We start from the raw sequence: 26963 nt of genomic DNA on the forward strand, positions 1-26963 counted from the left end.
CATCTGACTCGTCCCGCTCGTCGAGGGAGGTCGTGATGCCGAGGGCGGAAGACGTCACGGAGGCTCGGACGCGTGCCGACCGCCAGGACGCCGTCGACTTCACCGGCGGCGTCTACGGATCCATGCTCGCCGCCTCGGTGATCGTCGGTGCGGGCACCCTGGGCTCGTTCCCCCGGCTGGAGCTCGTGCTGCTGCTGTTGTTCACCGGAGTGGCGTTCTGGATCGCGCATGTGCACGCCCAGTTGTTCGGGGCGCGGCTCGTGCAGCGGAACCTGAACCGCCGGGCCGTGCTGCACGTGTGCCGCGAGGAGTGGCCCATCGTCAAGGCAGCGGTCCCGCCGGCCGTCGCCGTGGCCGTCAGCCCGCTGCTGGGACTCGACCTGGAGGGGGCGCTCTGGTTCGCGCTCTCGGTCGCCGTGGCCGGTCAGGTGGGCTGGTCGGCGGCGGCGGCACGGCGGGCCGGAGCCTCCTGGCGGATGGTGGGGGTCACGGCCACGGTGAACCTCGTGCTCGGGTTGCTGATCATCTCCTTCAAGCTCTACCTGACGCACTAGACGCACCAGAGGAGCCGGCACGGACGCCGCCGGCGGCACCCGGGGCGCAGGAGGTATCACCTGCACGGGGTGAGGACGTCCGCCCCGCCGGGGGCGGACGATCGCAGGGTGAGTGCGCAGTCAGCCAGTCCCAGGCCATCCCGGGAGAGCAGCTCATGCGCTACGAGATCCGCGTCGACGGACACCTGTCGGAGGTACTGACCAGGGTCTTTCCGGAACTGGACCATGTGGTCATGTCCGGTCAGACCGTCCTGTTCGGGTACGTCGTCGACGAAGCGCACCTGTACGGGCTGCTGGCCCGCTGCCAGTCCCTGGGGCTGCGGGTCCTGGAGATGCGTCAACTGCCGGAGTGACGTGCCGAGGCGCCAGAGGCACCCGGCCGGGCAGGAGGAGGAGTCATGAGCGTTTCGCCTGGACCCGCACCGCACACCGGACCGGACGACCCGTTCGGTGGCCATGAGCGGCCACCGGGCGGGGCGGCTGCCGGGCCGGTGGGCGTCGATCCCGCCGGGACACTGGCCGTGCTCGGGCGCTCCTGGACATGGATCCTCGCCTCGGCGGTCGCCACGCTCGTGCCGGGCATCCTGATCCTGGTCTGGCCGGACGAGACCCTGCACGTCCTGGCGGTCCTCATCGGCCTGTACCTGCTGGTCACCGGCGGCTTCCGGTTCGTCGCGGCCTTCGCGAGGGACGACCACGGGGAACGCATCACCGGACTCCTGCTGGCGGTGCTGTACGTCGTCGCCGGGGTGCTGTGCCTGCGGAACCCGCTGCAGACCATCGCGACGCTCTCACTGATCGTCGGGGTCCTCTGGCTGGTGTCCGGCATCCTCACCCTCTACACGGCGCTCGCCACCAAGGACCTGCCCCACCGCGGAGTCGTGCTCGGCGCCGCCGTGCTCGCCATCGTCGCGGGGATCGTGGTGCTCGCCCTGCCCACCGAGTCGGCCCGGGCGCTGACCCGGCTGCTCGGCCTGTGGCTCGTCCTGCTCGGCCTGGTCGAGGCGGCGGTCGCCTTCGCCTGGCGGGCCGCACTGCGCCGGGCGCGGGCGGCGGAGCCGGGAACTCCCGCGGGGACGGTCTGAGACGGCCGACGCACTCACCCGTCCCGGGTGAGGACGCGGGGACCGCTCGCACGCACGCTGAGATCGCCACACAACGGCATACGGGCCCCGGCCCGGAACGGAGGAAGAGATGAGTGGGGACACGTACCTCGCCTACGACTATCCGCTGCTGAGCGCCTTCTGGACCATGTTGGTGTTCTTCCTGTGGGTCATGTGGTTCGTCCTGCTGTTCCGGATCGTCGTGGACATCTTCCGGGACGACGAACTCAGCGGCTGGGCCAAGGCCGGCTGGCTGGTGTTCTGCATCGTGCTGCCCTTCCTGGGCGTCTTCGTCTACGTGATCGCGCGGGGCAAGAACATGGGACGCCGGGAGATCAAGCAGGCGCGGGACCAGCAGCAGGCCTTCGACAGCTATGTCCGCGAGACCGCCAAGGGCTCGGCGCCCACCAGCAGCGTCGACGAACTCGCCAAGCTCTCGGAGATCCGTGCCCGCGGTGACATCACGGACGAGGAGTTCAACAGGGCCAAGCAGATGGTGCTGAGCGGCTCCCACCACTGAGCACGAAACCGAATCGAGGCTTCGGGATGACAGCGACACACCCCACCCACACGCCGTCGGCCAAGGGGCACACGGCCAAACAGAACTGGGCCGAAGGCCTGATGGTCTTCGCCGCCGTCACCCTCATGCTCGCCGGAGTGCTCGACATCTTCCGGGGCATCATGGGGATCGCCGAGGACGACGTCTTCCTCTCCACCCGCAACTACGTCTTCGCGTTCGACCTCACCGGCTGGGGCTGGATCCACCTGGCCCTGGGCGCGGTCGCGGTGATCGTCAGCATGGGGCTGTTCCAGTCGGCGACGTGGGCGCGGGTCGCCGGCGTGGCCATCGCCGGGCTGATCGTCATCGCCAACTTCCTCTCCCTGCCGTACTACCCGGTCTGGTCCGTCGTGATGATCGCGTTCTCCGGGTTCATCATCTGGGCGCTGTGCGTGGTGAAGCCGGACAGGCCTGCCGATTGACCGGACTGACCGGACTGACCGGACTGACCGGACCGATCGACCGGAATCCCTCCCGTCCGCATCATCAGGAAGGCGGTAGACGATGTGCCGATGGCTCGCCTACTCGGGAACCCCTGTCCTGCTCGAAACGATTCTCTACCGGCCGGAGCACTCGCTGATCGACCAGAGCCTGCACTCCAAGATGGGTGTGGAGACGACCAACGGTGACGGCTTCGGCGTCGGCTGGTACGGGCCCGACTCGGGCGACGGGACCCCCGCGGTGGTCCGGGAGATCGGCCCGGCGTGGAGCAACCGCAATCTGCGGGAGATCGCCGGTCACGTCCGCTCACCGCTGTTCTTCGCGCACATCCGGGCCTCGACCGGTTCGGCGGTGCAGCAGACCAACTCCCACCCGTTCCGGCACGGGCGCTGGATGTGGATGCACAACGGCGCGATCGCCGACTTCCACCGGATGCGCCGGGACCTCGCCCTCTCCGTCGACCCGCAGCTCTTCCTCGACATCGAGGGGTCGACGGACTCCGAGATGATGTTCTTCCTGGCCCTCACCCTCGGCCTGGAGGAGGATCCGCCGGGCGCCGTCGCCCGGATGGTCGGCCTGGTGGAACGCACCGGCCACGCACACGGGGTGGAGTACCCGGTCCAGATGACGGTCGCCGTGACCGACGGAGAACGGCTGTGGGCCTTCCGCTACTCCAGCCAGGGAGACTCACGCTCGCTGTTCTACAGCACCCGGGTGGAGACGCTCCGGTCGCTCCACCCCGACCTGGCCTTCCTGCGCGAGGTGTCCGACGAGACCCGGCTCATCGTCTCCGAGCCCCTGGGCGACATGCCCGGCGCCTGGAACAAGGTCCCCGAGAGCACGTACGGCGTGGTGCAGCCCGGAGGGGACGACATCGTCCACTTCGTCCCACAGGCGGCCTAGTTCGTACGGCGGCACCGCACAGGGAGTCCGTAGATGTCCCTGGGCAGCCCTGGACAGCCATGGACATCCATGGACATCAGTGCACGGAGAAGCCGCCGTCGACGAAGAGCGACTGCCCCGTCACATAACCGGAGGAGCGGCCGGCCAGGAACACCGCGGCTCCGGCGAAGTCCTCGGCCAGGCCGTTGCGCCCGACCATCGTGCGCGCGGCCAGCGCCGCCACCTTCTCCGGGTCGGACTGCAGCCGCATGTTGAGGGGGGTCAGCACGAAGCCGGGCACCAACGTGTTGCAGGTGACGCCGTACGGCGACCACGCCTCGGCCTGGGAGCGGGCCAGCGACTCCAGGGCCCCCTTGGAGACGCCGTAGGCGCCGCTCTGGACGAACGCGCGGTGTGCCTGCTGGGACGTGATGTGGATGATCCGTCCGAAGCCGCGCTCGGCCATCCCGGGACCGAACCGCAGGCCCAGCAGATAGGGCGCCTCCAGGTTCACCGCCATCGTGGCGTCCCACACCTCCTCGCCCAGCTCGCCCATCGGCGGCCGCAGGTTGATCCCGGCGCAGTTGACGAGGATGTCGGGCTCGCCGTACACCGCCGCCGCCTGCTCCGCGGCGGCGCGCACCCCGTCGCGGGTGCTCAGGTCGGCGCTCACCCAGGCCGCCGTGCAGCCGTCCGCCGTCAGCTCGTCGATCGTGGCGGCCAGCTCCGCCTCCTTGCGCGCCACGATCACCACGCGCGCCCCCGCCCGGGCGAGGGCGCCGGCGATGGCCCGGCCGATGCCGGAACTGCCGCCGGTCACCAGGGCTACCCGGCCGTCCAGCGAGAACAGTTCGGAGAGATAGGCGTCCGGGGTGCCGTGCGAGGGGCTGCGGGAAGTCATGTCCGCACCCTAGACGGCCTCCGCACCCCGGCCGGCGGACGGTCTCGCACCTCGGACGGCGGACGGTCTCCGCAGCTCGGACGGCCTGCGCACCCAGGGGCGCCCGGGACCCTTGCCAAGCGACCTGTTCCGATATATCGTTGACGCATCGCGACAGATCAACGATGGAATGAAGGAGTGGTTTGCGATGCGTACCCACGGATTCGAGCGTGGACATGGACAGGACGGCTCCCGGCGTGGCCGCGGCAGCTTCGACGGGCGGCGGGCGGCTTTCGGGCCCTTCGGTCCGGGTGGCCCCGGCGGTCCGGGATTCGGCCCCGGCGGTCCCGGCTTCGGGCCGGGCTTCGGTGGCCCCTGGGGCGGACGAGGGCGTGGCGGACCCAGGGGGAGGGCGCGGCGCGGTGACGTACGGGCCTCGATCCTGGCCCTGCTCAAGGGCCGGCCCATGCACGGCTACGAGATGATCCAGGAGATCGCCGAACGCAGCGGCGGGGCGTGGAAGCCCAGCCCGGGCTCGGTGTACCCCACCCTCCAACTGCTGGAGGACGAGGGCCTGATCAGCAGTGAGAGCGAAGGCGGCAAGAAGCTGTTCTCGCTCACCGACGAAGGCCGCACGGCCGCCGAGGAGGGCCCCGAGGCCCCCTGGGAGGAGGCCTCGCGCGGGGTCGACTGGGAGGCTCTCAGTGAGATCCGCCAGGCCGGCTTCGGCCTGATGGAGGCTTTCGGGCAGGTCTGGAAGACCGGCAGCAAGGAGCAGCGCGAAAAGGCGCTCACGGTCATCAACGACGCCCGTAAGAAGCTGTACCTGATCCTCGCCGACGAGGACTGATCGCCGTACGGCGATGCCGAGGCGCCCCGCGGAGTCATCCGCGGGGCGCCTTCGTGTGCCGGGCGCCTCGCCTGCCGGGCGCCTCGCCCGGTCAGGCGACCAGTCCGCCCAGCTTGCGCAGCGACTCGTTCAGTGCGGCCGTGCCCGAGTCCTTGAGCCTGCCCGCCATCAGCGACACTGCCGCGCCCGTGAACTCGCCGTCGATGCGGACCGTCGTGGCGTCCCCGTCGGGGGTCAGGGTGTAGCGGGTGGTGACGGACACCGCCATCGGGCCCTTCCCGCGAATGGCCAGCAGTCGGGCGGGCTCCAGTTCCGCCACGGTCCACTCGACCTCGGCCGGGAACCCCATGAGCTTCATGTTCTCCTGGAAGGTCGCGCCCACTTCGAGGGTCTCGGGGCCGCCCTTGGGGAAGTTGGTGTGGGTCGCGTTCCACTCCCCGTACGCCGGCCAGTCGGTGAGCTGGGCCCACACCTTCTCGGCCGGTGCCTGGATGCGTGCCTCCGCGCTGACTTCGGCCATGCGACCACCTCTTCGTGTCGGGCAACTGGGGCTGCGGTGTCGCGGAACGTAGCTCCAGGGCCTCGAACATTCAATACTGACGAACCGTCAGAAAATGTGGAGGGGACGTGCGGCAAGTCGGCGCGCGCCCCGGTGGGGGAAGCGCCTGATCTCATCCGTAGGGAGGAGATTCCGACGGCAGGGGTCCGCTCTGTGTGGGACGTGAAGATGCTCCCCGCCGGGGATGACCGCGCCCGGCCGGACTGATGGGGTGGGGTTGTGCAATCCCGTACTTCCCGGCAGTCGCCCCACAACCCGGTGGCGCACGGCATGGACGACGACCCCAGGCTCGCCGCCGAGCCCGCGGCGGCGCTCGCCGCCGCCCGTCGCAGGGCGGTGCGGGACGGGGACCGGCAGATCGACACCGCCCACCTGCTGCACTCGCTCCTGGAGCAGGACCCACAGGTGCGCGCAGCCTTCGACGGCGGACCTCAGCTCGCCCGGCTGCTCGGCTACCTCGTCCAGCGCAGCATCGGCTACGGCCTGCGCTGGCAGAGCGGAGTCGAGGACTCCGGGACCCTGCCCGTCGTGACGGTCATCGAGGCTCTCTCCCCACTGGCCGCGGCCGCGCTGGAGCACGCGTGCGTGAGGGCCGCCCGGCGCGACGGAGCGCGGGCCCGGGGCGTCGACCTGCTCGCGGCGATCGTCGCGGACCCGCAGGCGCGTGCCGTCGAGGTGCTGACCCGCGCCGCCGTCGACATCCACGCACTGCGCGCACGGATCGAGGACGGTCCGCAGGAGCGCGAGGCTCGTGCGGGAGGCGGCGAAGGCGCCTGCTGAGCCCGCTCCGGCCGCCCTCGCCCGGCGTCCTCGCCCGCCGGCCGGGCCGTCCAGCCGATGAGACAGGTGTCAACGGGGATGACGCTCATGTCATCGCCTGTCATCATGTGCCGGTGCATACGTCTGTGAGCAGTGAGGGCAACCGCGGAAAGGGCATCGGGCTCGGTCTGGCGATCGGGTCGGCCATCGCCTTCGGCGGATCCGGGGTCGCGGCCAAGCCGCTGATCGAGGCGGGCCTCGATCCGCTGCATGTGGTGTGGCTGCGGGTGACCGGCGCGGCCCTGGTGATGCTGCCGCTCGCCGTACGGCACCGCGCCCTGCTGCGCACCCGCCCGGCGCTGCTCGCCGGGTTCGGTCTGCTCGGCGTGGCGGGGGTGCAGGCGTTCTACTTCGCCGCGATCTCCCGCATCCCGGTCGGTGTCGCGCTGCTCGTCGAGTACCTCGCGCCCGCGCTGGTGCTCGGCTGGGTGCGATTCGTGCAGCGGCGGCCGGTGACGCGCGCCGCCGCGCTCGGCGTGGTCCTCGCGGTGGGCGGGCTGGCCTGTGTCGTCGAGGTCTGGACGGGCTTGAGTTTCGACGTCGTCGGGCTGCTGCTCGCGCTCGCGGCCGCCTGCTGTCAGGTCGGCTACTTCGTCCTGTCCGACCAGGGCAGCGACTCCGGGGACGACGCCCCCGATCCGCTCGGTGTCATCGCGTACGGCCTCCTCGTGGGCGCCGTCGTCCTGACCGCCGTCTCCCGCCCCTGGGGCATGGACTGGTCCGCGCTCGCGCACACCGCGGGCATGAACGGCACCGAGGTCCCCGCCTGGCTGCTGCTCGCCTGGATCGTGCTCATCGCGACGGTGGTCGCGTACGTCACCGGCGTGGTCTCCGTGCGCCGGCTCTCTCCCCAGGTCGCGGGTGTGGTGGCCTGCCTGGAGGCGGTCATCGCGACGGTCCTGGCGTGGGTGCTGCTCGGCGAGCACCTCTCGGCACCGCAGATCGTGGGCGGGGCGGTGGTTCTCCTGGGCGCCTTCATCGCGCAGTCGTCCGCGCCGGCCAAGGGCGCCGCGGAGCCGGTGGCCGGCGGCAGTCCCGAACGGGAGCTGTCGGCCCGCGGAACGGCTGCCTAGGCTCCCGGTGCACACCGGGCGCCCGCCCTTCGCGCGCCCTCCCGTACGTCAGCCCGGGGCGTCATGCCCGGCGTCGTCGCGACAGGTGCTCGCCGGCCGCCGCGTCGCGTGGGCCGCCGCGGGCGGCCAGGCCGGCGGCGATGCGGTCCTGGGTCTCGCTCGGCCGGTGGGCCGCGTACTTGAACTTCGCCCGCACGCCGGTCACCTCGAGCCGGACACCACGGATGCCGGAGAGCAGACGGCCGTACGGCGCCTCGCCGACCGTGGGCCGGGCGGAGCCGCCCTCGGGCTGGAAGTGACCCAACTGGCGTGTGAGCAGCTCGGCCTTGCCGGTCGGATCGTCCACGATGTGAGCCGTGCAGCGGAGTTGCACCGCCGCGTAGAAGCTCGTCGGGGTGCCGTGCTCGGCGGGGGCACCCGGCGGTGCCTGCCACGGGCCGGGTACGAACACGTAGTCGTCGACCACGCTCAGGATCACGGTCGGGTCCGCCTCAAGGGCGGGCCACAGCGGGTTGGGGCGGGCCAGGTGGGTGACCGCCTCGCCCGCGTCGGGGTCGTAGGCGAAGTGCAGCGGCTGGACGAACGGCGGCTCGCCCGGCAGGCCGTTGACGGCGAGCTGGCCGAAGTCGTGGGCGGACAGCCAGGTGCGCCACTCGCCGTCGTCGTGGGGCGCGTCCCAGGGGTGGATGAGCATCACGGCACCGCGAGGTAGTCGGGGAGCGCGATGCCGGGGGCGAGGTCGGCCTCCGGGAGGGGCGCGTCGTAGCCCTTGCGCAGCGGGAGCACGCCGGCCCAGTGGGGGAGGGTGAGGTCCTCAGGTTCCTCGTTCACCCCGCCGGTGCGGGTCTTGGCCGAGACCTCGTTCAGGTCGAGGCGGATCACCGCGGTCGCCGCCAGCTCCTTCTTGTTGGCGGGGCGCGAGTCGGCGGCCCGGCCCGGGACGACATGGTCGACGAGGGCGTCGAGCGCGGTGAGCTTCTCCTGCGGGTCCGTCACGTCGTGCGCGATGCCGTGCACCACGACCGAGCGGTAGTTGATCGAGTGGTGGAAGGCCGAGCGGGCCAGCACCAGACCGTCGACATGCGTCACCGTCAGGCACACCGGCAGCCCCGGGTCCGCCTGCCCCGTCATCCGCAGCGGGCGCGAACCCGTGGAGCCGTGCACGTAGAGCGTCTCGCCGACCCTGCCGTACAGGGTCGGCAGCACGACCGGCGCGCCGTCGCGGACGAAACCGAGGTGGCAGACGTAGCCCTCGTCGAGTATCGCGTGCACGAGATCCCTGTCGTACGAGGCCTTCTGCGCGGACCGCGTGGGGATCGTGCGGTCGGTCGGGGTGTAGGCGGCGGTCCGTGTCGTCGTCTCCGGGGTCCCCTGCATGGCGTTCTCCATTGCACTAGTGCATAATAGGCTTTGTGCTAGGAGAATATCCGATCAGGGGCCGGCGTGCAGCGGAGATTTCCGCGAGCATCGAGACGGCGGTGGGCGCGGGTGAGCTGATTCCTGGGCAACTGCTGCCTCCCATGAGGGAGTTGGCGACGGCGCTGGGGGTGAACCCGAACACCGTCGCGGCCGCGTATCGCACCCTGCGGGAGCGCGGAGTGATCGAGACCGACGGCAGGCGAGGCAGCCGGGTGCGGTCGAAGCCCGCGACGACCGGGCGCGAGTTCCTCCGGGTCGAGGTGTCCGAGGGTGTACGGGACGCGGCCGCGGGCAACCCGGACACCGCGCTGCTGCCACCGCTGGCGCCGGCGTTCGCGTGGGCCGCCGCGCAGGGCGACCGGGAGCCGGTCCTGTACGGACACGCTCCGCTGGAGCCCGAGCTGGCGCGGCTGGCGCGGGCCGAACTGGACGCGGACGGCGTGCCGGCCGGACCGGTGGCCGTCGCCTCCGGTTCGCTGGACGCGATCGAACGCGTCCTCGCCGCGCATGTGAGGCCGGGCGACACCGTGGCCGTCGAGGATCCCGGCTGGGGCTCCCTGCTCGACCTCGTCCCGGCGCTCGGGCTGCGCCCGGTCCCGGTCGGCGTCGACGACGACGGCCCGCTGCCCGAGCAGGTGCGGCATGCCCTGGAGGCCGGGGCGCGCGCCCTGATCGTCACCGACCGCGCGCAGAACCCGACCGGCGCGGCGGTGAGTGCCGTACGCGCGCGTGCCCTGCGTGCCGTGCTGCGGGAACACCCGCAGACCGTGCTCGTCGAGGACGACCACGGTCATGGCATCGTCGACCTCCCTCTGCACCCCCTCGCGGGCGTCACCCGGCACTGGGCGTTCGTGCGCTCGGTGGCCAAGGCGTACGGCCCCGACCTGCGGTTCGCCGTGCTCACCGGGGACGAGGTCACCCTCGACCGGGTGCGCGGGCGGCAGCGGCTCGGACCCGGGTGGGTCAGCCGGATCACCCAGCGGGCGGTGCTGCGGCTGTGGGCCGACGGCGCGGTGGACGCGCGGGCGGTCGCCGAGGCGTACGGGAGCCGGCGGGACGCGCTGATCACGGCGCTGGCCGGGCGGGGGGTCGAGGCGCACGGCCGCAGTGGGATGAACGTGTGGATCCCCGTGCCGGACGAGACGGGGGCCGTCGCCCGGTTGCTCCAGGCGGGGTGGGCCGTCGCGCCCGGGGCGCGGTTCCGGGTCGAGGCCCCGCCGGGGATCCGGATCACCGTGTCGACGCTGGCCCGGGACGAGGTCGGCCCACTGGCGGACGCCGTCGCCTCCGCGGTACGGGTGGGCGGCACCCGCGGGTACGTCTAGGGCGCGAAGGCGCTGCGCGGAGCGGTCTCGACGGGTGCCGGGTCGTCGTGGGTTTCGCATCCACCCGGCGGTGCCGCAGGGCGCTGCCGCCCGCGCCGATCGGGTCGGCGGGGGCCCGGCCGTCGTGGCGTGTCGCGGCTACGCGGCGGAGCCGCGGGTCGGCGCCGCCCCCGTGCTCGGGGGCCGGACACCGTGCCCCCGCGCTCAGGACATGCCGTGCCCCCGCGCTCAGGATCTGCCGCGTGCCTGGGTCAGTGCCGCTCCCGCCAGGACGATCGCCGCGCCCACCGGGGTCGACCAGCTCAGCGGCTCGCCGAGGATCGCGACGCCCGCCGCCGTCGCGATGACCGGGATGAAGTAGGTGACCATCTGGGCTGTCGTGGGGCCGACCTCCGTGACCAGGCCGTACTGGATCAGCAGGGCGAGGCCCGTGCCGAGCGCGCCCAGGGCGGCCGTCGCGAGCAGCGGGACCACCGGGAAACGGCTCGGGAAGGAGGTGAACAGCGGGGTGACGACGGCCAGTTGGAGCGTGGCCAGCAGGAGCTGCCCGCCGGTCATCGACAGGGCCGAGGAGCCGGTGTTCGCCAGGGTGCGGCGGAGGTAGATCCAGCCGATCGGGTAGCTGAGCGAGGCCAGCAGGGCCAGGGTCGTGCCCCGGGCGTCCAGGCCGTGGAAGCCCTGCCAGGCGCCGAGGACCGTGAGGACACCGAGGAAGCCGAGGCCCAGGCCCGCGACGCGCAGCCGGGTCGGCCGGTCCTCCGACAGCGCCACCAGGGAGAGGGCCATGCCCCACAGGGGCGAGGTCGCGTTGCAGATCCCGGCCAGGGTGGAGGGAATGGTCAGCTCGGCGTAGGCGAACAGGGAGAAGGGCAGGGCGTTGAGGAGGAACGCCGCCACCGTCAGATGCGCCCAGGTGCGGGCCCCGCGCGGCAGCCGCTCGCGCTTCACCACCATCGCGACCGCCAGGACCGCCGTACCGAACAGCAGCCTGCCCAGGGTGACCTGGAAGGGTGCGTAGCCGTCGGTGCCCACCTTGATGAGCAGGAAGCTGAAGCCCCAGATCAGCGACAGCACGCCGAAGCGCAGCCGCCAGTCGAGGGTGCGGCGCGGGCGGGCGGCGGCCGGCGGGGAGGTCCGGGCGGGGGCGGTGACAGCAGTCATGAGCGTAACGATGCTGTACGTCGTCTCGTCACACAATCGAGAATATTCGAGCGATACCTCGTAGCATCGCTTACATGTTGAACCTGGAGCGCCTGCGCACCCTCGACGCCCTGGCCCGGCACGGATCGGTCAGCGGCGCCGCCACGGGCCTGCACATCACCACCTCGGCCGTCTCGCAGCAGATGGCCAAGCTGGAACGGGAGGTCGGGCAGCGACTCCTCGCCAAGCAGGGGCGAGGCGTGCGGCTCACGGACGCCGGGCGGCTGCTCGCCGACCACGCGTCCCGGATCCTGTCGCAGGTCGAGCTTGCCCAGTCCGATCTGGAGGCCCAGCGCGGGCAGGTGGTGGGGGAGCTGCGGCTCTCCGCGTTCCCGACCGCGGCACGCGGGCTGTTTCCCGTCGCGCTCGCCGAGCTGCGCAAGGCGCACCCGGGGCTGCGCCTGCGCTCGTGCGAACTGGAACCGGAGCGGGGCGTCGCCGGGGTGGTCCGCGGCGACCTCGACCTGGCCGTCGTCCTGGACTGGTACAACAAGCCGATGCCGGTGCCGGACGGCCTGGTCAAGGCGCCCATCCTGGACGATCCCGCCGATGTCGCGATGCCGGCCGGGCACCCCCTCGCGGACCGGGACGAGGTGGATCTGGGGGAGTTCGCCGAGGACGAGTGGATCACCTGGGGCGAGGGCGAGTTCTGCCACGAGTGGCTGATGTTCACGCTGCGCTCCCGGGGCGTGGAGCCGATCGTCGGCCACCGGGCGGCCGAGACGCACACCCAACTCGGGCTGGTGGCCGCCGGACTGGGTGTCTGCATCGCGCCGCTGCTCGGTCGTCACCCGGTGCCCGAGGGTGTCGTGACGGTCCCCCTGCGGCAGCGGGTGCGCCGGCATGTGTACGTGCTCTGGCGGGCGGACGCCGACCGCCGCCCGTCGATCCGGGCGGCGGTCGCGGCGCTCAAGGCCGCGGGGCAGGCCGTGGGTTGAACAGCCCTACGCCCCGCCCAGCTTGCGGAAGTCCCAGGACACGATCTTCGCCGGCTTCAGCCGCACCCACGCGTGCCGGCCGTCGTGCGGCATCGCGTCCAGGCCGAAGTTCTTGCGCGCGAACAGCGTCTCCACGGCGTCGAGTTCGGCGCACAGCTCCCCGGTGCGCGGGCTCTCGCCCACGAACTCGACCACGCCGGACAGCTCCACGCCCCGCAGCGCGTCGTACTCCTCGCCCGTGTCGATCACGATCGCGACCCGAGGATCGCGGTTCAGGTCCGCCCAGCGCTTGCTGCGCACGACCGAGTACAGCCACAACGCGGTGCCGTCCCAGAGAAACCACAGGGCGCTGACGTGCGGGGCGCCGTCGGTGGACACGGTCGCGACCCGGCAGGTGCGCTGGAGGGTGAGGAACGCGTCCAGTTCACCCGGCGACATCATGATCTTCCGGCCCCGGCGCTGAGTGACGGTCATCCGGCCCCCTCATTCTTTTCTTGTGGGTACGTGCCGCTCTCCTGAAATACCGTCAGGAAAGCATGGGTCTTCTTCCTTGTGCGCGCAATGGCGGTTACTGTCGCCCGCTCCACACCGACGCCAGGGGGAGTCATGCCGTCGTACGAACAGCTCAGCGCCCTCCTCGACCCGGCGACCACCGTCCTGATCACGGTGGAATGCCAGCAGGGCGTCGTCGGGCCCGATGCCGCGCTGCCCCAGCTCGCCCGTGCGGCACGGGAGTCGGGGGCCCTCGACAACGTCGCCCGGCTGGTCGCGGCCGCCCACGCGAGCCGCGTCCAGGTCGTGCACGCCGTCGCCGAACGGCGCCCCGACGGCCGGGGCGCCAACCGCAACGCCCGGCTGTTCCGCGCGGCCGAGCGCCTTCCCGTCCAGCAGCTCACCGGCACCGTCGCGACCAGCCTGGCGCCCCCGATCGAGCTGGCCGAGCAGGACCTCGTGGTACGGAGGCTGCACGGACTGTCGCCGGTCCAGGGCACCGACGTCGACGCCCTGCTGCGCAACCTGGGCTGCCGCACCCTGGTCGTGACCGGCGTCTCGGCCAACGTGGCGATCCCGAACACCGTCTTCGACGCCGTCAACCGCGGCTACACGGCCGTCGTGCCGTCGGACGCCATCGCCGGGGTGCCTGCCGACTACACCCCCGCGATGATCCGCCACACCCTCGCATTGGTCGCTACGGTCGCGACCACGGACGAGGTGCTGGCCTGCCTCCGGCGGCCGGCCGTCAGGCCAGCGTGATCGAGTCGCCGCTGACGGTGATCGCCACCTCGGGCAGCGGCTTCTGCGCGGGACCGCTCTTCACACTGCCGTCCGTGATCGAGAAGTTGCTGTTGTGACAGGGGCAGTTGATCACGCCGTCGCTGATGCTCTTCACCGCGCAGCCCTGGTGGGTGCAGACCGCGGAGAACGCCTTGTACGTGCCCGCCGTCGGCTGGGTGACGACCACCTTCTCGGAGTCGAAGACCTTGCCACCGCCCTCGGGTATGTCGGCGGTCGTGGCGAGCGCGCCGGCCGCGGCGTTGTCCCCGCCGCCCGTGCCACCGCTGCTCGCGGCCTCGGTGGACCCGGTGGAACCCGACGTGCCCGCCGAGGCGGACGAGCTCGACGAGTCGTCGTCGGAGCCTCCGCACGCGGTCAGCGCGACGGAGAGCCCCGCGGCTCCGGCGGCTGCCACGACGGTACGGCGGGCAGGCCCCGACGCGGACTTGATCGATGCGCTGGTCATGCTGGAGGTTCCCTTCCAGGGGGGTGCGTGGATCTGCCGAGAGGTACGAGCCACGGGCGCCGGTCGTTCAGCGCCCCCGCCAAGTCCGGACAGTGTCGAGATATTGACCCGTTCGAGATGAGCGCGGCGTAAGCCAGAGCTGTCGCGGAGCTGTCGGCCCCGCATCGTTCCAGGCCCAGTAGCCTGGGGCGATGCTCAAGGAAGTCACCGCGACCCGCTTCGTCACCCCCCTGCGTGAGGGCGGCTCCTTGCCGGGACTCGTCGAGGCCGACGACTTCGGTCTGTACGTCATGAAGTTCACCGGCGCCGGACAGGGCCGCAAGACGCTCGTCGCCGAGGTCGTCTGCGGCGAACTCGCCCGCAGGCTCGGTTTCCGGGTGCCTCGGCTGGTGACCGTGGAGCTCGACATCGTGCTCGGACTCGGCGAACCCGACCAGCAGGTACAGGAGTTGCTGAAGTCCAGCGGCGGCACCAACCTCGGCATGGCCTTCCTCTCCGGCGCCCTCGGCTTCGACCCGCTCGCCTTCCCGGTGACCTCCGAGGAGGCCGGCCGGATCGTCTGGTTCGACGCGCTCGTGAACAACGTCGACCGCTCCTGGCGCAACCCCAACCTGCTGATGCACCGCGGCGACCTGTGGGTCATCGACCACGGCGCCACCATGATCTGGCAGCACAACTGGCCCACCGCCGAGACCTCCGCGGCCCGCCCCTACGACGCATCCGACCACGCGCTCACCCCGTTCGGGCCGGACGTCGCGGCCGCGGCGGCGGAGCTGGCGCCGCTGGTCACCGCCGAACTCCTCGCCGAGGTCACCGCCGAGATCCCCGACGTCTGGCTGGCGGACGAGCCCGGCTTCGACACCCCGGACGAGCTCCGGCGGGCCTACGCGGCCCCGCTGCTCGCCCGCGCCGCCGTCATCCACGACCGCATCAAGGGAATCAAGTGAACGAGCGCCACATCATCCGGCCGGGCCAGGGCGGCGACCGGGACGTCTTCGAGTACGCCCTGCTGCGCGTCGTACCGCGTGTCGAGCGCGGCGAGTGCATCAACGCGGGCGTGCTGGTGTACTGCCGCGGCCAGGACTACGTCGGTGCCCGCACCCACCTCGACGAGGCGAAGCTGCTGGCGCTGGACCCGGACGCGGACGTGACCGGGGTGCGTGCCGCCCTGCGGGCGGTCGAGGGTGTGTGCGCGGGCGGCGCGTCGGCCGGACAGGCGGCGCACGACGACGCCGGACGGCGCTTCCGCTGGCTGATCGCCCCCCGTTCGACGATCGTCCGGCCGGGCCCCGTCCACACGGGGCTCACCACCGATCCCGCGGCCGAGACGGAGCGGCTGCTGGAACTGCTGGTGAGGTAATGGATCACACCCGCGCCGTGTGGCGTTGACACCGGGTGCCAGGGCTTCTAGCGTCACGTCTGTCGAAGGTACTAAGCGGTCGCTCACCACTCGGGCGCATCGAGATTTTCTCAAGGGCGAGGAGAACCAGCAATGTCCACCACTGAGCAGCGGGTCGCCGTGGTCACGGGCGCGGCGCGCGGCATCGGCGCCGCCACCGCCGTACGGCTGGCCGCGGAAGGCCGTGCGGTCGCCGTGGTCGACCTCGACGAGGCCGCCTGCAAGGACACCGTCGAGAAGATCACCGCGGCGGGCGGCAAGGCCGTCGCGATCGGTGCCGACGTCTCCGACGAGGCCCAGGTCGAGGCGGCGATCGCACGCATCGTCGAGGAGCTCGGCGCGCCGACGATCCTCGTCAACAACGCGGGCGTGCTCCGCGACAACCTGCTGTTCAAGATGAGCGTCGCCGACTGGGACACCGTCCTGGGCGTGCACCTGCGCGGCTCGTTCCTGATGACCAAGGCCGTCCAGAAGCACATGGTCGACGCCGGCTTCGGCCGGGTGGTCAACCTGTCGTCCTCCTCGGCGCTCGGCAACCGCGGCCAGGCCAACTACTCCGCCGCCAAGGCCGGTCTCCAGGGCTTCACCAAGACCCTCGCCATCGAGCTCGGCAAGTTCGGCATCACCGCCAACGCCGTCGCCCCCGGCTTCATCGCCACCGACATGACCGCCGCGACCGCCGCCCGGGTCGGCATGGGCTTCGAGGAGTTCAAGGCCGCGGCCGCCACCCAGATCCCGGTCGCGCGCGTGGGCGAGCCCGACGACATCGCCAACGCGATCGCCTTCTTCACGAACGAGGCCGCCGGCTTCGTCTCCGGCCAGGTGCTGTACGTCGCCGGCGGACCGCTCGACTAAAGGCCACTAGGGAGCACTGGGGATCACGAACATGACTGAACTGCCCGCACTCTCCGGCAAGGTCGCCCTCGTCACGGGCGCCAGCCGCGGCATCGGCTACGGCGTCGCCGAGGCGCTCGTCGCCCGCGGCGACCGGGTCTGCATCACCGGCCGGGGCGAGGACGCGCTCAAGGAGGCCGTCGAGCGGCTCGGCGCCGACCGGGTCATCGCCGTCGCCGGCAAGGCGCACGACCTGGCGCACCAGGCCGCCGCCGTCGAGCGCACCATGGAGGCCTTCGGGCGCGTCGACTTCCTGGTCAACAACGCCGGCACGAACCCGGTGTTCGGGCCGATCGCCGACCTCGACCTGGACGTGGCCCGCAAGGTCTTCGAGACCAACGTGGTCTCCGCGCTCGGCTTCGCGCAGCGCACCTGGCACGCCTGGCAGAAGGACAACGGCGGCGCGATCGTCAACATCGCCTCCGTCGCGGGGCTCTCCGCCTCGCCCTTCATCGGCGCGTACGGCGTCAGCAAGGCCGCGATGATCAACCTGACCCAGCAGCTGGCGCACGAGTTCGCGCCGCGGGTGCGGGTCAACGCGATCGCCCCGGCCGTGGTGAAGACGAAGTTCGCCGAGGCCCTGTACGAGGGCCGCGAGGAGGAGGCGGCCGCCGCCTACCCGCTCGCCCGGCTCGGTGTGCCGTCCGACATCGGCGGCACCGCCGCGTTCCTGACCTCGGAGCAGTCGGACTGGATCACCGGCCAGACACTCGTCGTCGACGGCGGAATCTTCCTCAACGCCGGCGTGGGCTGATCCCGGCCCGGCTTGAACGCGACACCGGCACGGGCGCCGTTTTCTTGACGAAAACGGCGCCCGTGTCGTCGTTCGGGCCGCGAACGGGCGATGACAACGTCGTCACCCCGAAGTGATCAAGAATGCTTCAAGGGCGCGGGTTCACGGCGCGTGGGGCTGCGGTATGGTCTGCCAACCCTTGGCATGGCAGATCGAGGAGCGTGCGCGTGTTCAACCGGAACCGATCCTTGCAGCAGATGGCGGCGATCGTGTCCATATCCCTGGTGGCCGGATGCAGCCTCCTGGGAGAGGAGAGCTCCGACGATGCCGGACCGATCGTCGTGGGCACCACCAGTGCTCCCAGCACGCTCGATCCCGCCGCGGCCTGGGACGGCTCCTGGGAGCTGTTCCGCAACATCTACCAGACGTTGCTGAGCTACCCCAACGGAGCGACGAGTCCCCAGCCGGACGCCGCCAAGTCCTGTGACTTCACGGACGATTCGAACCGCACGTACAAGTGCGAACTGCGCGACGGCCTGAAGTTCTCGAACGGCGACAAGCTGGACGCGAACGCCGTGAAGCACTCGATCGACCGAATAAGGACGATCAACGCCGAAACCGGCCCCAACGGACTCCTGGGCAGCCTGGACAGCGTCGAGACGAAGGGCGACCAGGTGGTGCTCTTCCGGCTCAACAAGCCCGACGCCACCTTCCCGTTCGTGCTCGCCACCCCCGGCATGTCGCTCGTCGACCCCGAGGACTACTCCGCGAAGGCCCTGCGCAAGGACGACGGCATCGTCGGTTCCGGACCATACCGGCTCCAGTCCTACGAAGAGGGCAAGCAGGCCGTACTGGTACGGAACGACAACTACAAGGGCTTCGCCGACCGCAAGAACGACGCGGTGACCATCCGCTACTTCCAGGACTCCGGCGAGATGGTCAAGGCCTTGCGCAGCAAGGACATCGACATCACCTACCAGGGTCTCGCCGCCGATGACATCGTCGACCTGGACGGCAAGACCGCCGCCAACGAGGGCCTCCAGCTCATCGAGGGCGCCGGCAGCAACATCAACTACCTGGTGTTCAACCCCAAGGACCCGTGGTCCGACAAGGTCGCCGTGCGCCGGGCCGTGGCCCAGGTCGTGGACCGCGCCGCGATCGCCCACGAGGTCTACAAGGACACGGTCGAGCCGCTGTACTCCATGGTCCCGTCCGGCCTGACCGGCCACACCACCGGCTTCTTCGACTCCTTCGGCGACCCCGACAAGGCCAAGGCGCGCAAGATCCTCACCGAGGCGGGGATCACCGAGACCGTCCCGCTCACCCTCTGGTACACCACCGACCGCTACGGCTCCGACACCGCCCTGGAGTTCAAGGAGATCAAGAGGCAGCTCGACGCCTCGGGCCTGTTCTCGGTCAAGCTGAAGAGCCGCCCCTGGAACACCTACGTGGTCGGCTACCAGAAGGGCGAGTACCCGGTGTTCGGGCGCGGCTGGGCCCCGGACTTCCCCGACGCGGACAACTTCATCGCCCCCTTCGTCGGCGATCAGAACGCGCTCGGCACGCCCTACCCGGCGAAGGAGATCACGCAGGTGCTGCTGCCCCGCTCCCGCGGCGAGAGCGACCGCGCCAACGTGGTGCAGGACTTCGAGGAGGCCCAGCAGATCCTCGTCGACGACGCCCGGCTGCTGCCGCTGTGGCAGGGCAAGCAGTACCTGGCCTCCTCCGAGGACGTCTCGGGCGGCGAGCGCTCCCTGGACCCGTCGACGATCATGATGATGTGGGAGCTGACGCGCAAGACCAGCTGGTAGGCGGTCGGTGAACCGGTCCCCGGGGCCGGTTGTCAGTGGTCGCCTGTAGGTTCTGTGCTCTACAAGTGACCGCACGACGCAAGGACGTTGACGTGACCGACATCGCCATGCTGCCCGAGTCCTGGCGCGGGGTTCTGGGCGACGAACTCCAGCAGCCCTACTTCAAGGAGCTGACGGAGTTCGTCGAGGAGGAGCGGGCGGCCGGTCCCGTCTACCCCCCGCGCGAGGAGGTCTTCGCCGCGCTCGACGCGACGCCGTACGAGCGGGTGAAGGTACTCGTCCTCGGCCAGGACCCGTACCACGGCGAGGGGCAGGGGCACGGCCTGTGCTTCTCGGTGCGGCCGGGTGTGAAGATCCCGCCGTCCCTGCGGAACATCTACAAGGAGCTGCACGCGGAGCTGGACACGCCGATCCCGGACAACGGCTACCTGATGCCGTGGGCACAGCAGGGCGTCCTGCTGCTGAACGCGGTCCTCACGGTCCGCTCCGGCGAGGCGAACTCGCACAAGGGCAAGGGCTGGGAGAAGTTCACTGACGCGGTGATCCGCGCGGTGGCCGACCGGCCCGACCCGGCCGTCTTCGTCCTGTGGGGCAACTACGCGCAGAAGAAGCTCCCGCTCATCGACGAGACCCGGCACATCGTGGTCAAGGGCGCCCACCCCTCGCCGCTGTCGGCCAAGAAGTTCTTCGGTTCCCGCCCGTTCACGCAGATCAACGAGGCGGTGGCACAGCAGGGCCACGAGCCGATCGACTGGACCGTCCCGAACCTGGCCGACCAGGCCTGACCCGACGCCCGACCCGGCCCGACCTCGGGTGACTGCACCTGCCGCCGGGCCGGTTCCTCCGCGGACCGGCACGGTGCCGCCTGACCGGGATTGCGGATGCCTGCGGCTAGCGTCGTCGCAACGACGCAAGGAGGCCGTGGTGGCGGAGCGACAGGGGCAGACGGTGCCGGACGCCCTGCTGACGCGGATCGGGCAGGTCGTGATGCTGCACCACGGGGGAGACCGCGAGGAGGCCCGGCGCCGCCTCCTCGACCTCTGGACGGAGCTCGGCGAGGGCGGTGCCCCGCTGCACCGCTGCACCCTCGCCCACTACCTGGCCGACACCCACGACGACCCCTCGGACGAGCTGGCGTGGGACCTGCGGGCGCTGACGGCGGCGGAGGAGCACGTCGGCTCGGTCGAGGTGCGGGCGCTCTATCCGTCGCTGCACCTCAACCTGGCCGCGGACTACGTCAAACTCGGCCGCGCCGAGGCCGCCCGCACCCATGTACGCAGGGCCCGTACGGCGGCCGTGGCACTGAGGGACGACAGCTACGGGGACGGTGTACGGGCGGCGATCAGCCGGATGGAACTGAGACTGGGGCCGGGCGAAGGCGAAGGCGAGTGGGAGGGACGGGGCGAGTGGGAGCGGGAGTGGTGAGAGCGGCGAGTCCGTCGTCGCGGGAGTGGTGAGACCGGCGGGGCGGTCGTCCTCCTACGGCCACGGCACCTGGCACCTGGCACCTGAACCCTCATCGCCCGTAGGCCTGCTCGCAGATCGCCGCCTCCGGGCTGTCGCCCTGCCATCCGCCGTACGTCCTGCCGAGCGCGCACACGTCGGTGTTCCTGCGCACCTCCTTCTCGATGTCCGGGATCGACGCGTGCGGCAACGCGTGCCGCCGGACCTCCGGGTGAGACGGCCGGGGGTGCGGGCGGGAGCGGGACGAGGGCGGCTGTCCGGCGCCCCCGGCCCCCGGCAGCGCCGCCGTCCGCCGCCGCTGTGCCGGCGCCGTCGGTGCATCCGGTTTTGGCTCACGGGACGGCCCGACCATCTCCAGCGCCTCCAGGGCGGGCGCCTGGACGACCTGCACCTCGGCCCGCCCCTCCGGCCGCGGCACGGACGGCTGGGACGGTGCCAGGACGGGGCCGGGGACGGCCGGGCGCTGGACGGTCACGCATCCCGCGAGGGCCGAGACGGCCACGGTGACCAGGAGCGTTGCGGTAGTCGTCGTCGTTCGATGCACCCGCGCAACTCTGCTGGTTCCGCCCGCCCGAGCAACAGCGGAGCAGCGGAGGTTGCCCCGCACGGGTGATCTCGTGCCCCGTACGAGGGAGCAGGCCCGCCCGCGCTGACGTCACTCGCCGGTGAAACCGTCGATGCGCTCCCGGATCAGGTCGGCGTGGCCGTTGTGACGGGCGTACTCCTCGATCATGTGGGTGTAGATCCAGCGCAGGCTGAACGGCTCGTCGGTGAACCTGCTCCGACCGCGGGAGAGCTCGGCCAGGGCGAAGCCCGCCGCATGCCGTCGGGCGACCTCGATCTCGGCCTGCCAGGTGGCGTGGGCCTCCGCCCAGGTGTCCCGCTCGGTGAGATGGAACTCGCCGTCCGGGTCCTGGTCGCTGTAGTGGATCGGCCCCGCGTCGTCGCCGACGAGCACCCTGCGGAACCAACTGCGCTCCACGTCGGCCATGTGCCGTACCAGGCCCATCAGGGACAGCTCGGACGGCGGCACCGAGGCGGTGCGCAGCTGGGCGTCGGTGAGTCCCTCGCACTTCCACGCCAGGGTCTGCCGGTGGTAGTCCAGCCAACCTTCCAGCATGGCGCGTTCGTCGGCGTTCTGGGCGGGTCCGGTGCGCTGCGTCGTCATCCCCGCATGGTGGCTCCGAGCCGCCCTCCGCCACCACGGGTTTTCCCTCGACGCGGCTGCCGGGCAGGCCCCTGAACACCCCCGGGGACCCCCGCGCACCGCCTCCGGGCCGGGCGCCGGACACCTCGCGGACCGGCGGACGGCGGCCGGGGAGGGGCCCCGTATGCTGCCGTACACGGTAGGCCGGGCAGTGGGCCGGGCAGCGTGGGACAGGTAGCGAGGGAGCGCCCGTGAAGGTCGGCTGCATCGGACTCGGCGACATCGCGCAGAAGGCGTATCTGCCGGTGCTCGGCGCGCTGCCCGGGATCGAGCTCCACCTCCAGACCCGCACACCGGCCACCCTCGACCGGGTCGCCGACGGGCTGCGCCTGCCCCGCGAGCAGCGCCACCACGACCTCGACGCGCTCCTCGCCGCCGGCCTCGACGCGGCCTTCGTGCACGCCCCCACCGCCGCCCACCCCGAGATCGTCTCCCGGCTGCTGGAGGCGGGCGTCCCGACGTACGTGGACAAGCCCCTCGCGTACGAACTCGCCGACTCCGAGCGGCTCGTCACGCTCGCGGAAGCGCGGAACGTGTCCCTCGCCGTCGGCTTCAACCGACGCCTCGCGCCCGGCTACGCGCAATGCGCCGACCACCCGCGCGAGCTGATCCTCATGCAGAAGAACCGGGTCGGGCTGCCCGAGCAGCCGCGCACGATGATCCTCGACGACTTCATCCACGTCGTGGACACCCTGCGCTTCCTGGCGCCGGGCCCGGTCGACGACGTGACCGTGCGCGCCCGCGTCGAGGACGGCCTGCTGCACCACGTGGTCCTCCAGCTCGCCGGCCCCGGCTTCACCGCGCTCGGCGTGATGAACCGGCTCAGCGGTTCCAACGAGGAGATCCTCGAGGTGTCCGGGCAGGACACCAAGCGCCAGGTCGTCAACCTCGCCGAGGTGATCGATCACAAGGGGCAGCCCACCGTGCGGCGGCGCGGCGACTGGGTGCCGGTGGCCCGGCAGCGCGGCATCGAACAGGCGGTCCTCGCCTTCCTGGACGCCGTGCGCGCGGGCAAGGTGCTCAGCGCCCGGGACGCGCTGGCGACTCATGAGCTGTGCGAGCGGGTGGTACGAGCGGTGCGGGAGCAGTCCGCCGCAGCCTGACCGTCCGCGCGCCCTCCGTGAGCGCGAGGGCCAGCAGCACCAACAGGGCTCCGTGGACCGGCCAGTCGCCGTAGCGGACGTACGGGGTGACGCCGTCGGCGAGCGGGACGTCGTAGACGGCCGTCGTGCTCGCCTCCGTGCCCAGCCACGAGCCCATCCGCCGGCCACTCGCGTCGTACACGGCCGACACGCCGGTGAGGGTGGAGTGGACGAACGGCCGTCCGGTCTCCGCGGCGCGCAGCGCGCCCAGCGAGGCGTGCTGCGCGGGCGCCCAGCTGTGCTGGAAGGAGGAGGTCGACGACTGCGCGACCAGCACGTCCGCGCCGTCCCCTGCCAGGTGCCGGCTCATGTCGGGGAACGCCGTCTCGAAGCACACCATCGGCCCGATGCGCAGCCCGTGCCCGGCGTCCATCACGACCTGCTCGGTACCGCGCCGCCGGTCCTCACCGGCCGCCTTGCCGACGGAGGTGGCCCAGCCGAGCAGGGAGCGGGCCGGTATGTACTCCCCGAAGGGCACGAGCCGCATCTTGTCGTACCGGTCGCCGGTCGGGCCTTCGGACCCGATGAGCATCGAGCTCTTGTAGATGCCGGGCCGGTCGGAGCGGCGGGCGTCGACGTTGACGAGGATGTCGGCGCCGGTGACGCGGGACAACTCCGCCAGGCGCCGGGCCAGGTCGGGCCGGTCGTCGAGGTCGTAACCGACGCTGCTCTCGCCCCACACGATCAGGTCCACGTCCTGCCCGACCAGCCGCCGGGTCAACTGCTCCTCGCGGTCGAAGCGCCGGTCGGGGCCGTCGATCACCCCCGGCTGCACGACGGCGATCCGGTCCTGCCCGTCGGCGTCGGGGCGCGGCGCCCACATCCACGCGGCAGAGGCCGTGGCGGCGGTGGCCACGAGACCGGCGACGGCCGGGGCCCGGGACGCCGGAACGGAGACCAGGACGGCGGCCGACACGTTGACCGCCACCACCAGGAAGCTGAGCAGCCACACCCCGCCGACGGAGGCGAGCCGCAACGCGGGCTCCACCTGCCACTGACTGGCCCCGAGCATGCCCCACGGCCCGCCCAGCCCCTGCCAGGAGCGGACGAGCTCGATCGCCAGCCAGCCCGAGGGCAGGACCAGCAGCGCGGCGAACACCCGCCCGCGGCTGGGGATCACGTCCGCGGTGAGAAACCGGCGGACCAGCCACGCCCACGGGCCCCACAGGGCGCCCAGCAGCGCGGCGATCACCAGGGTGAACACATGCAGGCTCGGCAGCAGCCAGTGGTGCATGGCCAGCATGAAACCGAACCCGCCGCTCCATCCGTCGTACGCGGCCCGCCTCCCTGTCGGCGCGGAGCGGGCGAGCAGGATCCACGGGACGAGTGCGAAATAGGCCCACCACCACAGGGCCGGCGCGGGGAACGCGAGCACGGGCAGCGCGCCCGCGAGAGCCGCGACGGCCGTACGCCGCCAGGGGGAGGTGAGCCACAGTCCGAACGTCTTCATACGGCACCTCCCTACCCGCTCAGGGGTGCCTCCAGTGTGCGCGCGTCGGACGATCTCCGACAGGGGAGGTTTTCTCGCCGGCCACCGTGCGGCGCTACCGCCTCCGCTTCGTGCTTCCGCCCAGTACTTGCCGCGTATGTCTCAGCCGGTGAGCCGCCGCCACTTCTCCCGGACGACGACCTCACGCACCCGCCACCCGTCGTCGGTCCGCAGCAGACCGAAGGAGTACCTGCCCCCACAGACGAAGTCCGGCGCACCGGCCGCCGAGTCGTCGTGTTCGGCCGCGGCCAGCCGCATCGGGTTGACGTAGTCGGCCTGGACCCGGGCCGTGTCGCCCGTGTCCTGCTCCAGAACCCCGAAGCGCACCTGGCGATTGACGATGAGGTGCTGCCGCATCGCGAACACCCGCATGGTCTCCGCGAGCCATGAGGCGACGTTCCCGGCGTCGCCCTCGATTCCACCGGCCGAGCGGTAGTCCGCCCGCCCGTCCGACGTGAACAGTTCCCGGTACGCCGTCCAGTCACCGTCGTCGACCGCCACCGCGTAGTCGGTGACCAACCCGTCCACGGCCAGCCGGTCCATCACTGCGGCGAGTTCCACACGCTGCGTCATGGCCCGAGTGTTGGGCATGAGGGCTGCTCAGCCAAGCTCCGTGCGGGAACGATCCGGTAATTCGGTGCGGTGATCTCAGCGAGGGACTACCGCGTCGTCCAGGTATCGGTGCATGACGCCCGTCGGAAGGCCGGGGTGGGAGAGGGCGCGGGCATGGTGCATCGCGCGGCGTTCAGCGGAGACGGACGGCCATCCTCACCGTCACGCCGTCCCCTGCCCGTACGAGGCTCGGTCACCCATCGAACTCGGTGAGGTCGATGGCGTGGACGTGCAACGCGAAGCGGTGCACCGGGTGCACCGTTTCGCGTTCCGGTGTCATGCCGAGCTTGCGGCTGATGTTCTCGGACGCGTCGTCACCGATCCGGTTGATGCTGATGACGCGGTCCAGGCCGCGATCCTGGAGGGCGAACTCCAGCGTGGCGTGGGCGGCCTCGGACGCGTACCCCTGACCCCAGAACTGGGAGCCGAACCGCCAGCTGATCGCCACGTCGGGCCGTACCTCCGGCAGGAACTCGGGCACGGACAGGCCCGTGAAGCCGGCCAGTTCGCCCGAGCCGAGCAGTTCCACGGCGAAGAGTCCGAAGCCCTCCTCGTCCCACTCCTCCTCCCACCGCTCGATGGCCTCCGCCGTCCGCTCCAGGTCGAGAACCGACCCGTCGTCGACCCAGCGCATGACATGCGGATCCGCGTTGATCTCGGCCATCGGCACGAGGTCGTCGTCGGTCCAGCGGCGGAGGAGGAGGCGGGGGGTGTGGATCTCGGTCATGGTGACCATCCTGCCCGTGGCGGGAGCCTCACCGGTAATCGGCGGTGACCGGTGCCGGGGCGGCCGGCGGCGTCGGCCGGCCGGCCGGGCCCCGTCCGAGCCCTGTCCGGATCCGTTCAGGTCGCTGCCGGGCTCTCAGCGGTCGGGGTTCTTGGTCTGTCGGGTCTGATGGTTCTGGCGGCGGGAGATCTGCCCCCGTGCCGTGCGCCACCGTGACCGGGTCTGCTCGACCACGGTGTCCCACTGCCGGCGGACCTCGTGGTCGGAGGGGCGGTGACCCTGACGGATCCGGTCCAGTTCGTCCCGTACCTCGCGCCCCAGCGCCGACGATCCGACCATGACCAGCATGACGGCGAAGAGCGCGGAGATCATCGCGAAGACCGCTCCCACCACGCCGTAGCGTGCGGCGTAGGAGTTGAACAGACGCGGCAAATAGACGGCCGCGCCCACCGAATAGGCCGCCGTCAGGACGGCGGCGGTGACGCCGAAGGGGACCAGGTCCCGCCAGTCGACCCGCTTCGCCGACAGGAGCCGTCCGCTCCAGACGAGGAACGCTGCGGTCACCGGTACCTCGCACACCGAGGCGACGAGTCCCAGTTCGCCTCTGCCGAGGAGCGCGGTGAGCGCGGCGGTGCACAGTGCGTAGCCGCCCAGGCCGAGGATCCACCACAGGCCGTTGCGGGTGTTGCGCACGCTGAGCGGGCTGAGCTCCCATGTCTGTTCGACGAGGCGTTGTGCGGCCCGGGCGAAACTGAGGACGGAGATCATGAGGAACACGGCTCCGAAGACGCCCACGCTCGCGCTGCTGTCCTCCGCGGGGGAGAAGAGGGAGCTGACAGCCGTCGCGCCCGCGCCGGTGAGGTGGTAGCGCTTGATGATCTGCTCCGCGGCGTCGTAGTGCACGAAGCTGCTCACCACGGCGCCGATGAGGATGGAGAGCGGGACCAGCGCGGTCAGCGCGCTGGATGCCAGGGCCATCGACCGGTCGAAGCCCACGATCTTCTGAAACCGGTTGATGACGCGCAACGCGAAGGCGGGACGCAGCCAGAACGTCAGCGTTCTGACGAGGCGCTCACGCTTGATCCTCGCCGTCGTACCCTCCATGAAGATAGCGACCGTTGTGGCGAGGCGAGCGTAACGGA

General features: G+C 71.4%; 33 protein-coding genes. 20 read left to right on the forward strand and 13 right to left on the reverse strand.

Going from position 1 to position 26963, the window contains the following annotated elements; all coding sequences use genetic code 11:
- The first annotated feature begins 35 nt into the window (after positions 1–35).
- The 6 genes from OG933_RS36120 to OG933_RS36145 all read left to right on the forward strand — a co-directional run bounded on the left by OG933_RS36120 (position 36) and on the right by OG933_RS36145 (position 3560).
- Positions 36–554: a hypothetical protein gene (locus tag OG933_RS36120; RefSeq protein ID WP_362529290.1), complete on the forward strand. Its 519-nt coding sequence runs from the start codon at positions 36–38 to the stop codon at positions 552–554.
- 155 nt (positions 555–709) lie between these two features.
- Positions 710–907, forward strand: a complete 198-nt coding sequence (locus OG933_RS36125) for a hypothetical protein (RefSeq protein ID WP_020132810.1) — start codon at positions 710–712, stop codon at positions 905–907.
- A 45-nt stretch (positions 908–952) separates the two neighbouring features.
- Positions 953–1639 (forward strand): HdeD family acid-resistance protein, encoded by a 687-nt coding sequence (locus tag OG933_RS36130; RefSeq protein WP_362529288.1) that lies wholly within the window; start codon positions 953–955, stop codon positions 1637–1639.
- A gap of 109 nt (positions 1640–1748) precedes the next feature.
- A complete protein-coding gene (locus OG933_RS36135; RefSeq protein ID WP_362271725.1) occupies positions 1749–2177 on the forward strand; it encodes an SHOCT domain-containing protein in 429 nt (142 codons plus the stop codon).
- A gap of 26 nt (positions 2178–2203) precedes the next feature.
- Positions 2204–2638: a hypothetical protein gene (locus OG933_RS36140; protein ID WP_020132813.1), complete on the forward strand. Its 435-nt coding sequence runs from the start codon at positions 2204–2206 to the stop codon at positions 2636–2638.
- Positions 2639–2720: 82 nt separating this feature from the next.
- Positions 2721–3560 (forward strand): class II glutamine amidotransferase, encoded by an 840-nt coding sequence (locus OG933_RS36145; RefSeq protein ID WP_362529284.1) that lies wholly within the window; start codon positions 2721–2723, stop codon positions 3558–3560.
- 76 nt (positions 3561–3636) lie between these two features.
- Here the strand turns inward: OG933_RS36145 and OG933_RS36150 are convergent, their stop codons facing one another.
- Positions 3637–4440: an SDR family NAD(P)-dependent oxidoreductase gene (locus OG933_RS36150; protein WP_405631088.1), complete on the reverse strand. Its 804-nt coding sequence runs from the start codon at positions 4438–4440 to the stop codon at positions 3637–3639.
- 187 nt (positions 4441–4627) lie between these two features.
- Between OG933_RS36150 and OG933_RS36155 the strand changes: the two genes are divergently transcribed.
- A complete protein-coding gene (locus OG933_RS36155; RefSeq protein ID WP_405631090.1) occupies positions 4628–5269 on the forward strand; it encodes a PadR family transcriptional regulator in 642 nt (213 codons plus the stop codon).
- A 91-nt stretch (positions 5270–5360) separates the two neighbouring features.
- Here the strand turns inward: OG933_RS36155 and OG933_RS36160 are convergent, their stop codons facing one another.
- Entirely contained in the window at positions 5361–5789 is a 429-nt protein-coding gene (locus OG933_RS36160; protein ID WP_362271720.1) for an SRPBCC family protein, read from the reverse strand.
- 258 nt (positions 5790–6047) lie between these two features.
- Between OG933_RS36160 and OG933_RS36165 the strand changes: the two genes are divergently transcribed.
- Positions 6048–6608, forward strand: a complete 561-nt coding sequence (locus tag OG933_RS36165) for a Clp protease N-terminal domain-containing protein (protein WP_405631094.1) — start codon at positions 6048–6050, stop codon at positions 6606–6608.
- Positions 6609–6715: 107 nt separating this feature from the next.
- Positions 6716–7720 carry an EamA family transporter gene (locus OG933_RS36170; protein ID WP_405631097.1) on the forward strand — a complete coding sequence of 335 codons (1005 nt, stop codon included), beginning with the start codon at positions 6716–6718 and terminating at the stop codon, positions 7718–7720.
- Positions 7721–7781: 61 nt separating this feature from the next.
- Here the strand turns inward: OG933_RS36170 and OG933_RS36175 are convergent, their stop codons facing one another.
- Both OG933_RS36175 and OG933_RS36180 read right to left on the reverse strand, forming a co-directional pair.
- Positions 7782–8414 (reverse strand): FMN-binding negative transcriptional regulator, encoded by a 633-nt coding sequence (locus OG933_RS36175; protein ID WP_405631099.1) that lies wholly within the window; start codon positions 8412–8414, stop codon positions 7782–7784.
- Positions 8414–9097: a pyridoxamine 5'-phosphate oxidase family protein gene (locus OG933_RS36180; RefSeq protein WP_362529270.1), complete on the reverse strand. Its 684-nt coding sequence runs from the start codon at positions 9095–9097 to the stop codon at positions 8414–8416. The genes OG933_RS36175 and OG933_RS36180 overlap by 1 nt, the downstream gene beginning before the upstream one ends.
- Before the next feature lie 35 nt (positions 9098–9132).
- Here OG933_RS36180 and OG933_RS36185 point away from each other — a divergent pair, with 35 nt between their 5' ends.
- Complete coding sequence (locus OG933_RS36185) at positions 9133–10464, forward strand: aminotransferase class I/II-fold pyridoxal phosphate-dependent enzyme (protein ID WP_405631102.1); 1332 nt, start codon at positions 9133–9135, stop codon at positions 10462–10464.
- A 228-nt stretch (positions 10465–10692) separates the two neighbouring features.
- Here the strand turns inward: OG933_RS36185 and OG933_RS36190 are convergent, their stop codons facing one another.
- Complete coding sequence (locus OG933_RS36190; RefSeq protein ID WP_362529265.1) at positions 10693–11625, reverse strand: DMT family transporter; 933 nt, start codon at positions 11623–11625, stop codon at positions 10693–10695.
- 74 nt (positions 11626–11699) lie between these two features.
- Between OG933_RS36190 and OG933_RS36195 the strand changes: the two genes are divergently transcribed.
- Positions 11700–12602 (forward strand): LysR family transcriptional regulator, encoded by a 903-nt coding sequence (locus tag OG933_RS36195; RefSeq protein ID WP_020132827.1) that lies wholly within the window; start codon positions 11700–11702, stop codon positions 12600–12602.
- 6 nt (positions 12603–12608) lie between these two features.
- Here the strand turns inward: OG933_RS36195 and OG933_RS36200 are convergent, their stop codons facing one another.
- Positions 12609–13076, reverse strand: coding sequence for a pyridoxamine 5'-phosphate oxidase family protein (locus OG933_RS36200; protein ID WP_020132828.1), 468 nt, complete (start codon positions 13074–13076; stop codon positions 12609–12611).
- Positions 13077–13208: 132 nt separating this feature from the next.
- Here OG933_RS36200 and OG933_RS36205 point away from each other — a divergent pair, with 132 nt between their 5' ends.
- Positions 13209–13856: a cysteine hydrolase gene (locus OG933_RS36205; RefSeq protein WP_362529262.1), complete on the forward strand. Its 648-nt coding sequence runs from the start codon at positions 13209–13211 to the stop codon at positions 13854–13856.
- Here the strand turns inward: OG933_RS36205 and OG933_RS36210 are convergent.
- Positions 13843–14343 (reverse strand): Rieske (2Fe-2S) protein, encoded by a 501-nt coding sequence (locus OG933_RS36210; protein WP_267023719.1) that lies wholly within the window; start codon positions 14341–14343, stop codon positions 13843–13845. The two genes, OG933_RS36205 and OG933_RS36210, sit on opposite strands and share 14 nt — an antisense overlap.
- A gap of 191 nt (positions 14344–14534) precedes the next feature.
- Here OG933_RS36210 and OG933_RS36215 point away from each other — a divergent pair, with 191 nt between their 5' ends.
- The 7 genes from OG933_RS36215 (at position 14535) to OG933_RS36245 (ending at position 20605) form a co-directional block, all read left to right on the forward strand.
- The gene (locus OG933_RS36215) at positions 14535–15290 is read left to right on the forward strand and encodes a HipA family kinase (RefSeq protein WP_405631106.1); all 756 of its coding nucleotides are present in this window, start codon (positions 14535–14537) and stop codon (positions 15288–15290) included.
- Positions 15287–15703, forward strand: coding sequence for a DUF3037 domain-containing protein (locus tag OG933_RS36220; protein WP_054240369.1), 417 nt, complete (start codon positions 15287–15289; stop codon positions 15701–15703). The genes OG933_RS36215 and OG933_RS36220 overlap by 4 nt, the downstream gene beginning before the upstream one ends.
- A gap of 132 nt (positions 15704–15835) precedes the next feature.
- Positions 15836–16597 carry a 3-oxoacyl-ACP reductase FabG gene (fabG, locus tag OG933_RS36225; RefSeq protein ID WP_054240370.1) on the forward strand — a complete coding sequence of 254 codons (762 nt, stop codon included), beginning with the start codon at positions 15836–15838 and terminating at the stop codon, positions 16595–16597.
- A gap of 31 nt (positions 16598–16628) precedes the next feature.
- Complete coding sequence (locus OG933_RS36230) at positions 16629–17390, forward strand: SDR family oxidoreductase (RefSeq protein ID WP_020132834.1); 762 nt, start codon at positions 16629–16631, stop codon at positions 17388–17390.
- Positions 17391–17596: 206 nt separating this feature from the next.
- A complete protein-coding gene (locus tag OG933_RS36235; protein WP_362529252.1) occupies positions 17597–19180 on the forward strand; it encodes an ABC transporter substrate-binding protein in 1584 nt (527 codons plus the stop codon).
- Positions 19181–19272: 92 nt separating this feature from the next.
- On the forward strand, positions 19273–19965 hold the full coding sequence (gene ung / locus OG933_RS36240) for a uracil-DNA glycosylase (protein WP_405631110.1): 693 nt from the start codon (positions 19273–19275) through the stop codon (positions 19963–19965).
- A gap of 139 nt (positions 19966–20104) precedes the next feature.
- Positions 20105–20605 (forward strand): tetratricopeptide repeat protein, encoded by a 501-nt coding sequence (locus OG933_RS36245; RefSeq protein WP_020132837.1) that lies wholly within the window; start codon positions 20105–20107, stop codon positions 20603–20605.
- 91 nt (positions 20606–20696) lie between these two features.
- Here OG933_RS36245 and OG933_RS36250 read toward each other — a convergent pair whose 3' ends face one another.
- Complete coding sequence (locus OG933_RS36250; RefSeq protein WP_362529245.1) at positions 20697–21188, reverse strand: hypothetical protein; 492 nt, start codon at positions 21186–21188, stop codon at positions 20697–20699.
- A 111-nt stretch (positions 21189–21299) separates the two neighbouring features.
- Complete coding sequence (locus OG933_RS36255; RefSeq protein WP_362529242.1) at positions 21300–21812, reverse strand: DinB family protein; 513 nt, start codon at positions 21810–21812, stop codon at positions 21300–21302.
- Positions 21813–22042: 230 nt separating this feature from the next.
- Between OG933_RS36255 and OG933_RS36260 the strand changes: the two genes are divergently transcribed.
- The gene (locus OG933_RS36260; RefSeq protein WP_327181878.1) at positions 22043–22954 is read left to right on the forward strand and encodes a Gfo/Idh/MocA family oxidoreductase; all 912 of its coding nucleotides are present in this window, start codon (positions 22043–22045) and stop codon (positions 22952–22954) included.
- On the opposite strand, the gene lnt is transcribed toward OG933_RS36260, so the two are convergent.
- From lnt to OG933_RS36280, 4 genes are all read right to left on the reverse strand, one after another.
- Positions 22872–24443, reverse strand: coding sequence for an apolipoprotein N-acyltransferase (gene lnt / locus OG933_RS36265; RefSeq protein ID WP_405631115.1), 1572 nt, complete (start codon positions 24441–24443; stop codon positions 22872–22874). The genes OG933_RS36260 and lnt overlap by 83 nt on opposite strands.
- A gap of 141 nt (positions 24444–24584) precedes the next feature.
- On the reverse strand, positions 24585–25055 hold the full coding sequence (locus OG933_RS36270) for a nuclear transport factor 2 family protein (RefSeq protein ID WP_362529235.1): 471 nt from the start codon (positions 25053–25055) through the stop codon (positions 24585–24587).
- A gap of 232 nt (positions 25056–25287) precedes the next feature.
- The gene (locus OG933_RS36275) at positions 25288–25821 is read right to left on the reverse strand and encodes a GNAT family N-acetyltransferase (protein ID WP_362529232.1); all 534 of its coding nucleotides are present in this window, start codon (positions 25819–25821) and stop codon (positions 25288–25290) included.
- Between the two features lie 135 nt (positions 25822–25956).
- Entirely contained in the window at positions 25957–26925 is a 969-nt protein-coding gene (locus OG933_RS36280; RefSeq protein ID WP_405631118.1) for a YhjD/YihY/BrkB family envelope integrity protein, read from the reverse strand.
- Positions 26926–26963: the final 38 nt, after the last annotated feature.

Origin of the sequence: Streptomyces sp. NBC_00016 (assembly GCF_045040885.1) — a bacterium.
Taxonomy (GTDB): Bacteria; Actinomycetota; Actinomycetes; order Streptomycetales; family Streptomycetaceae; genus Streptomyces; species Streptomyces coriariae.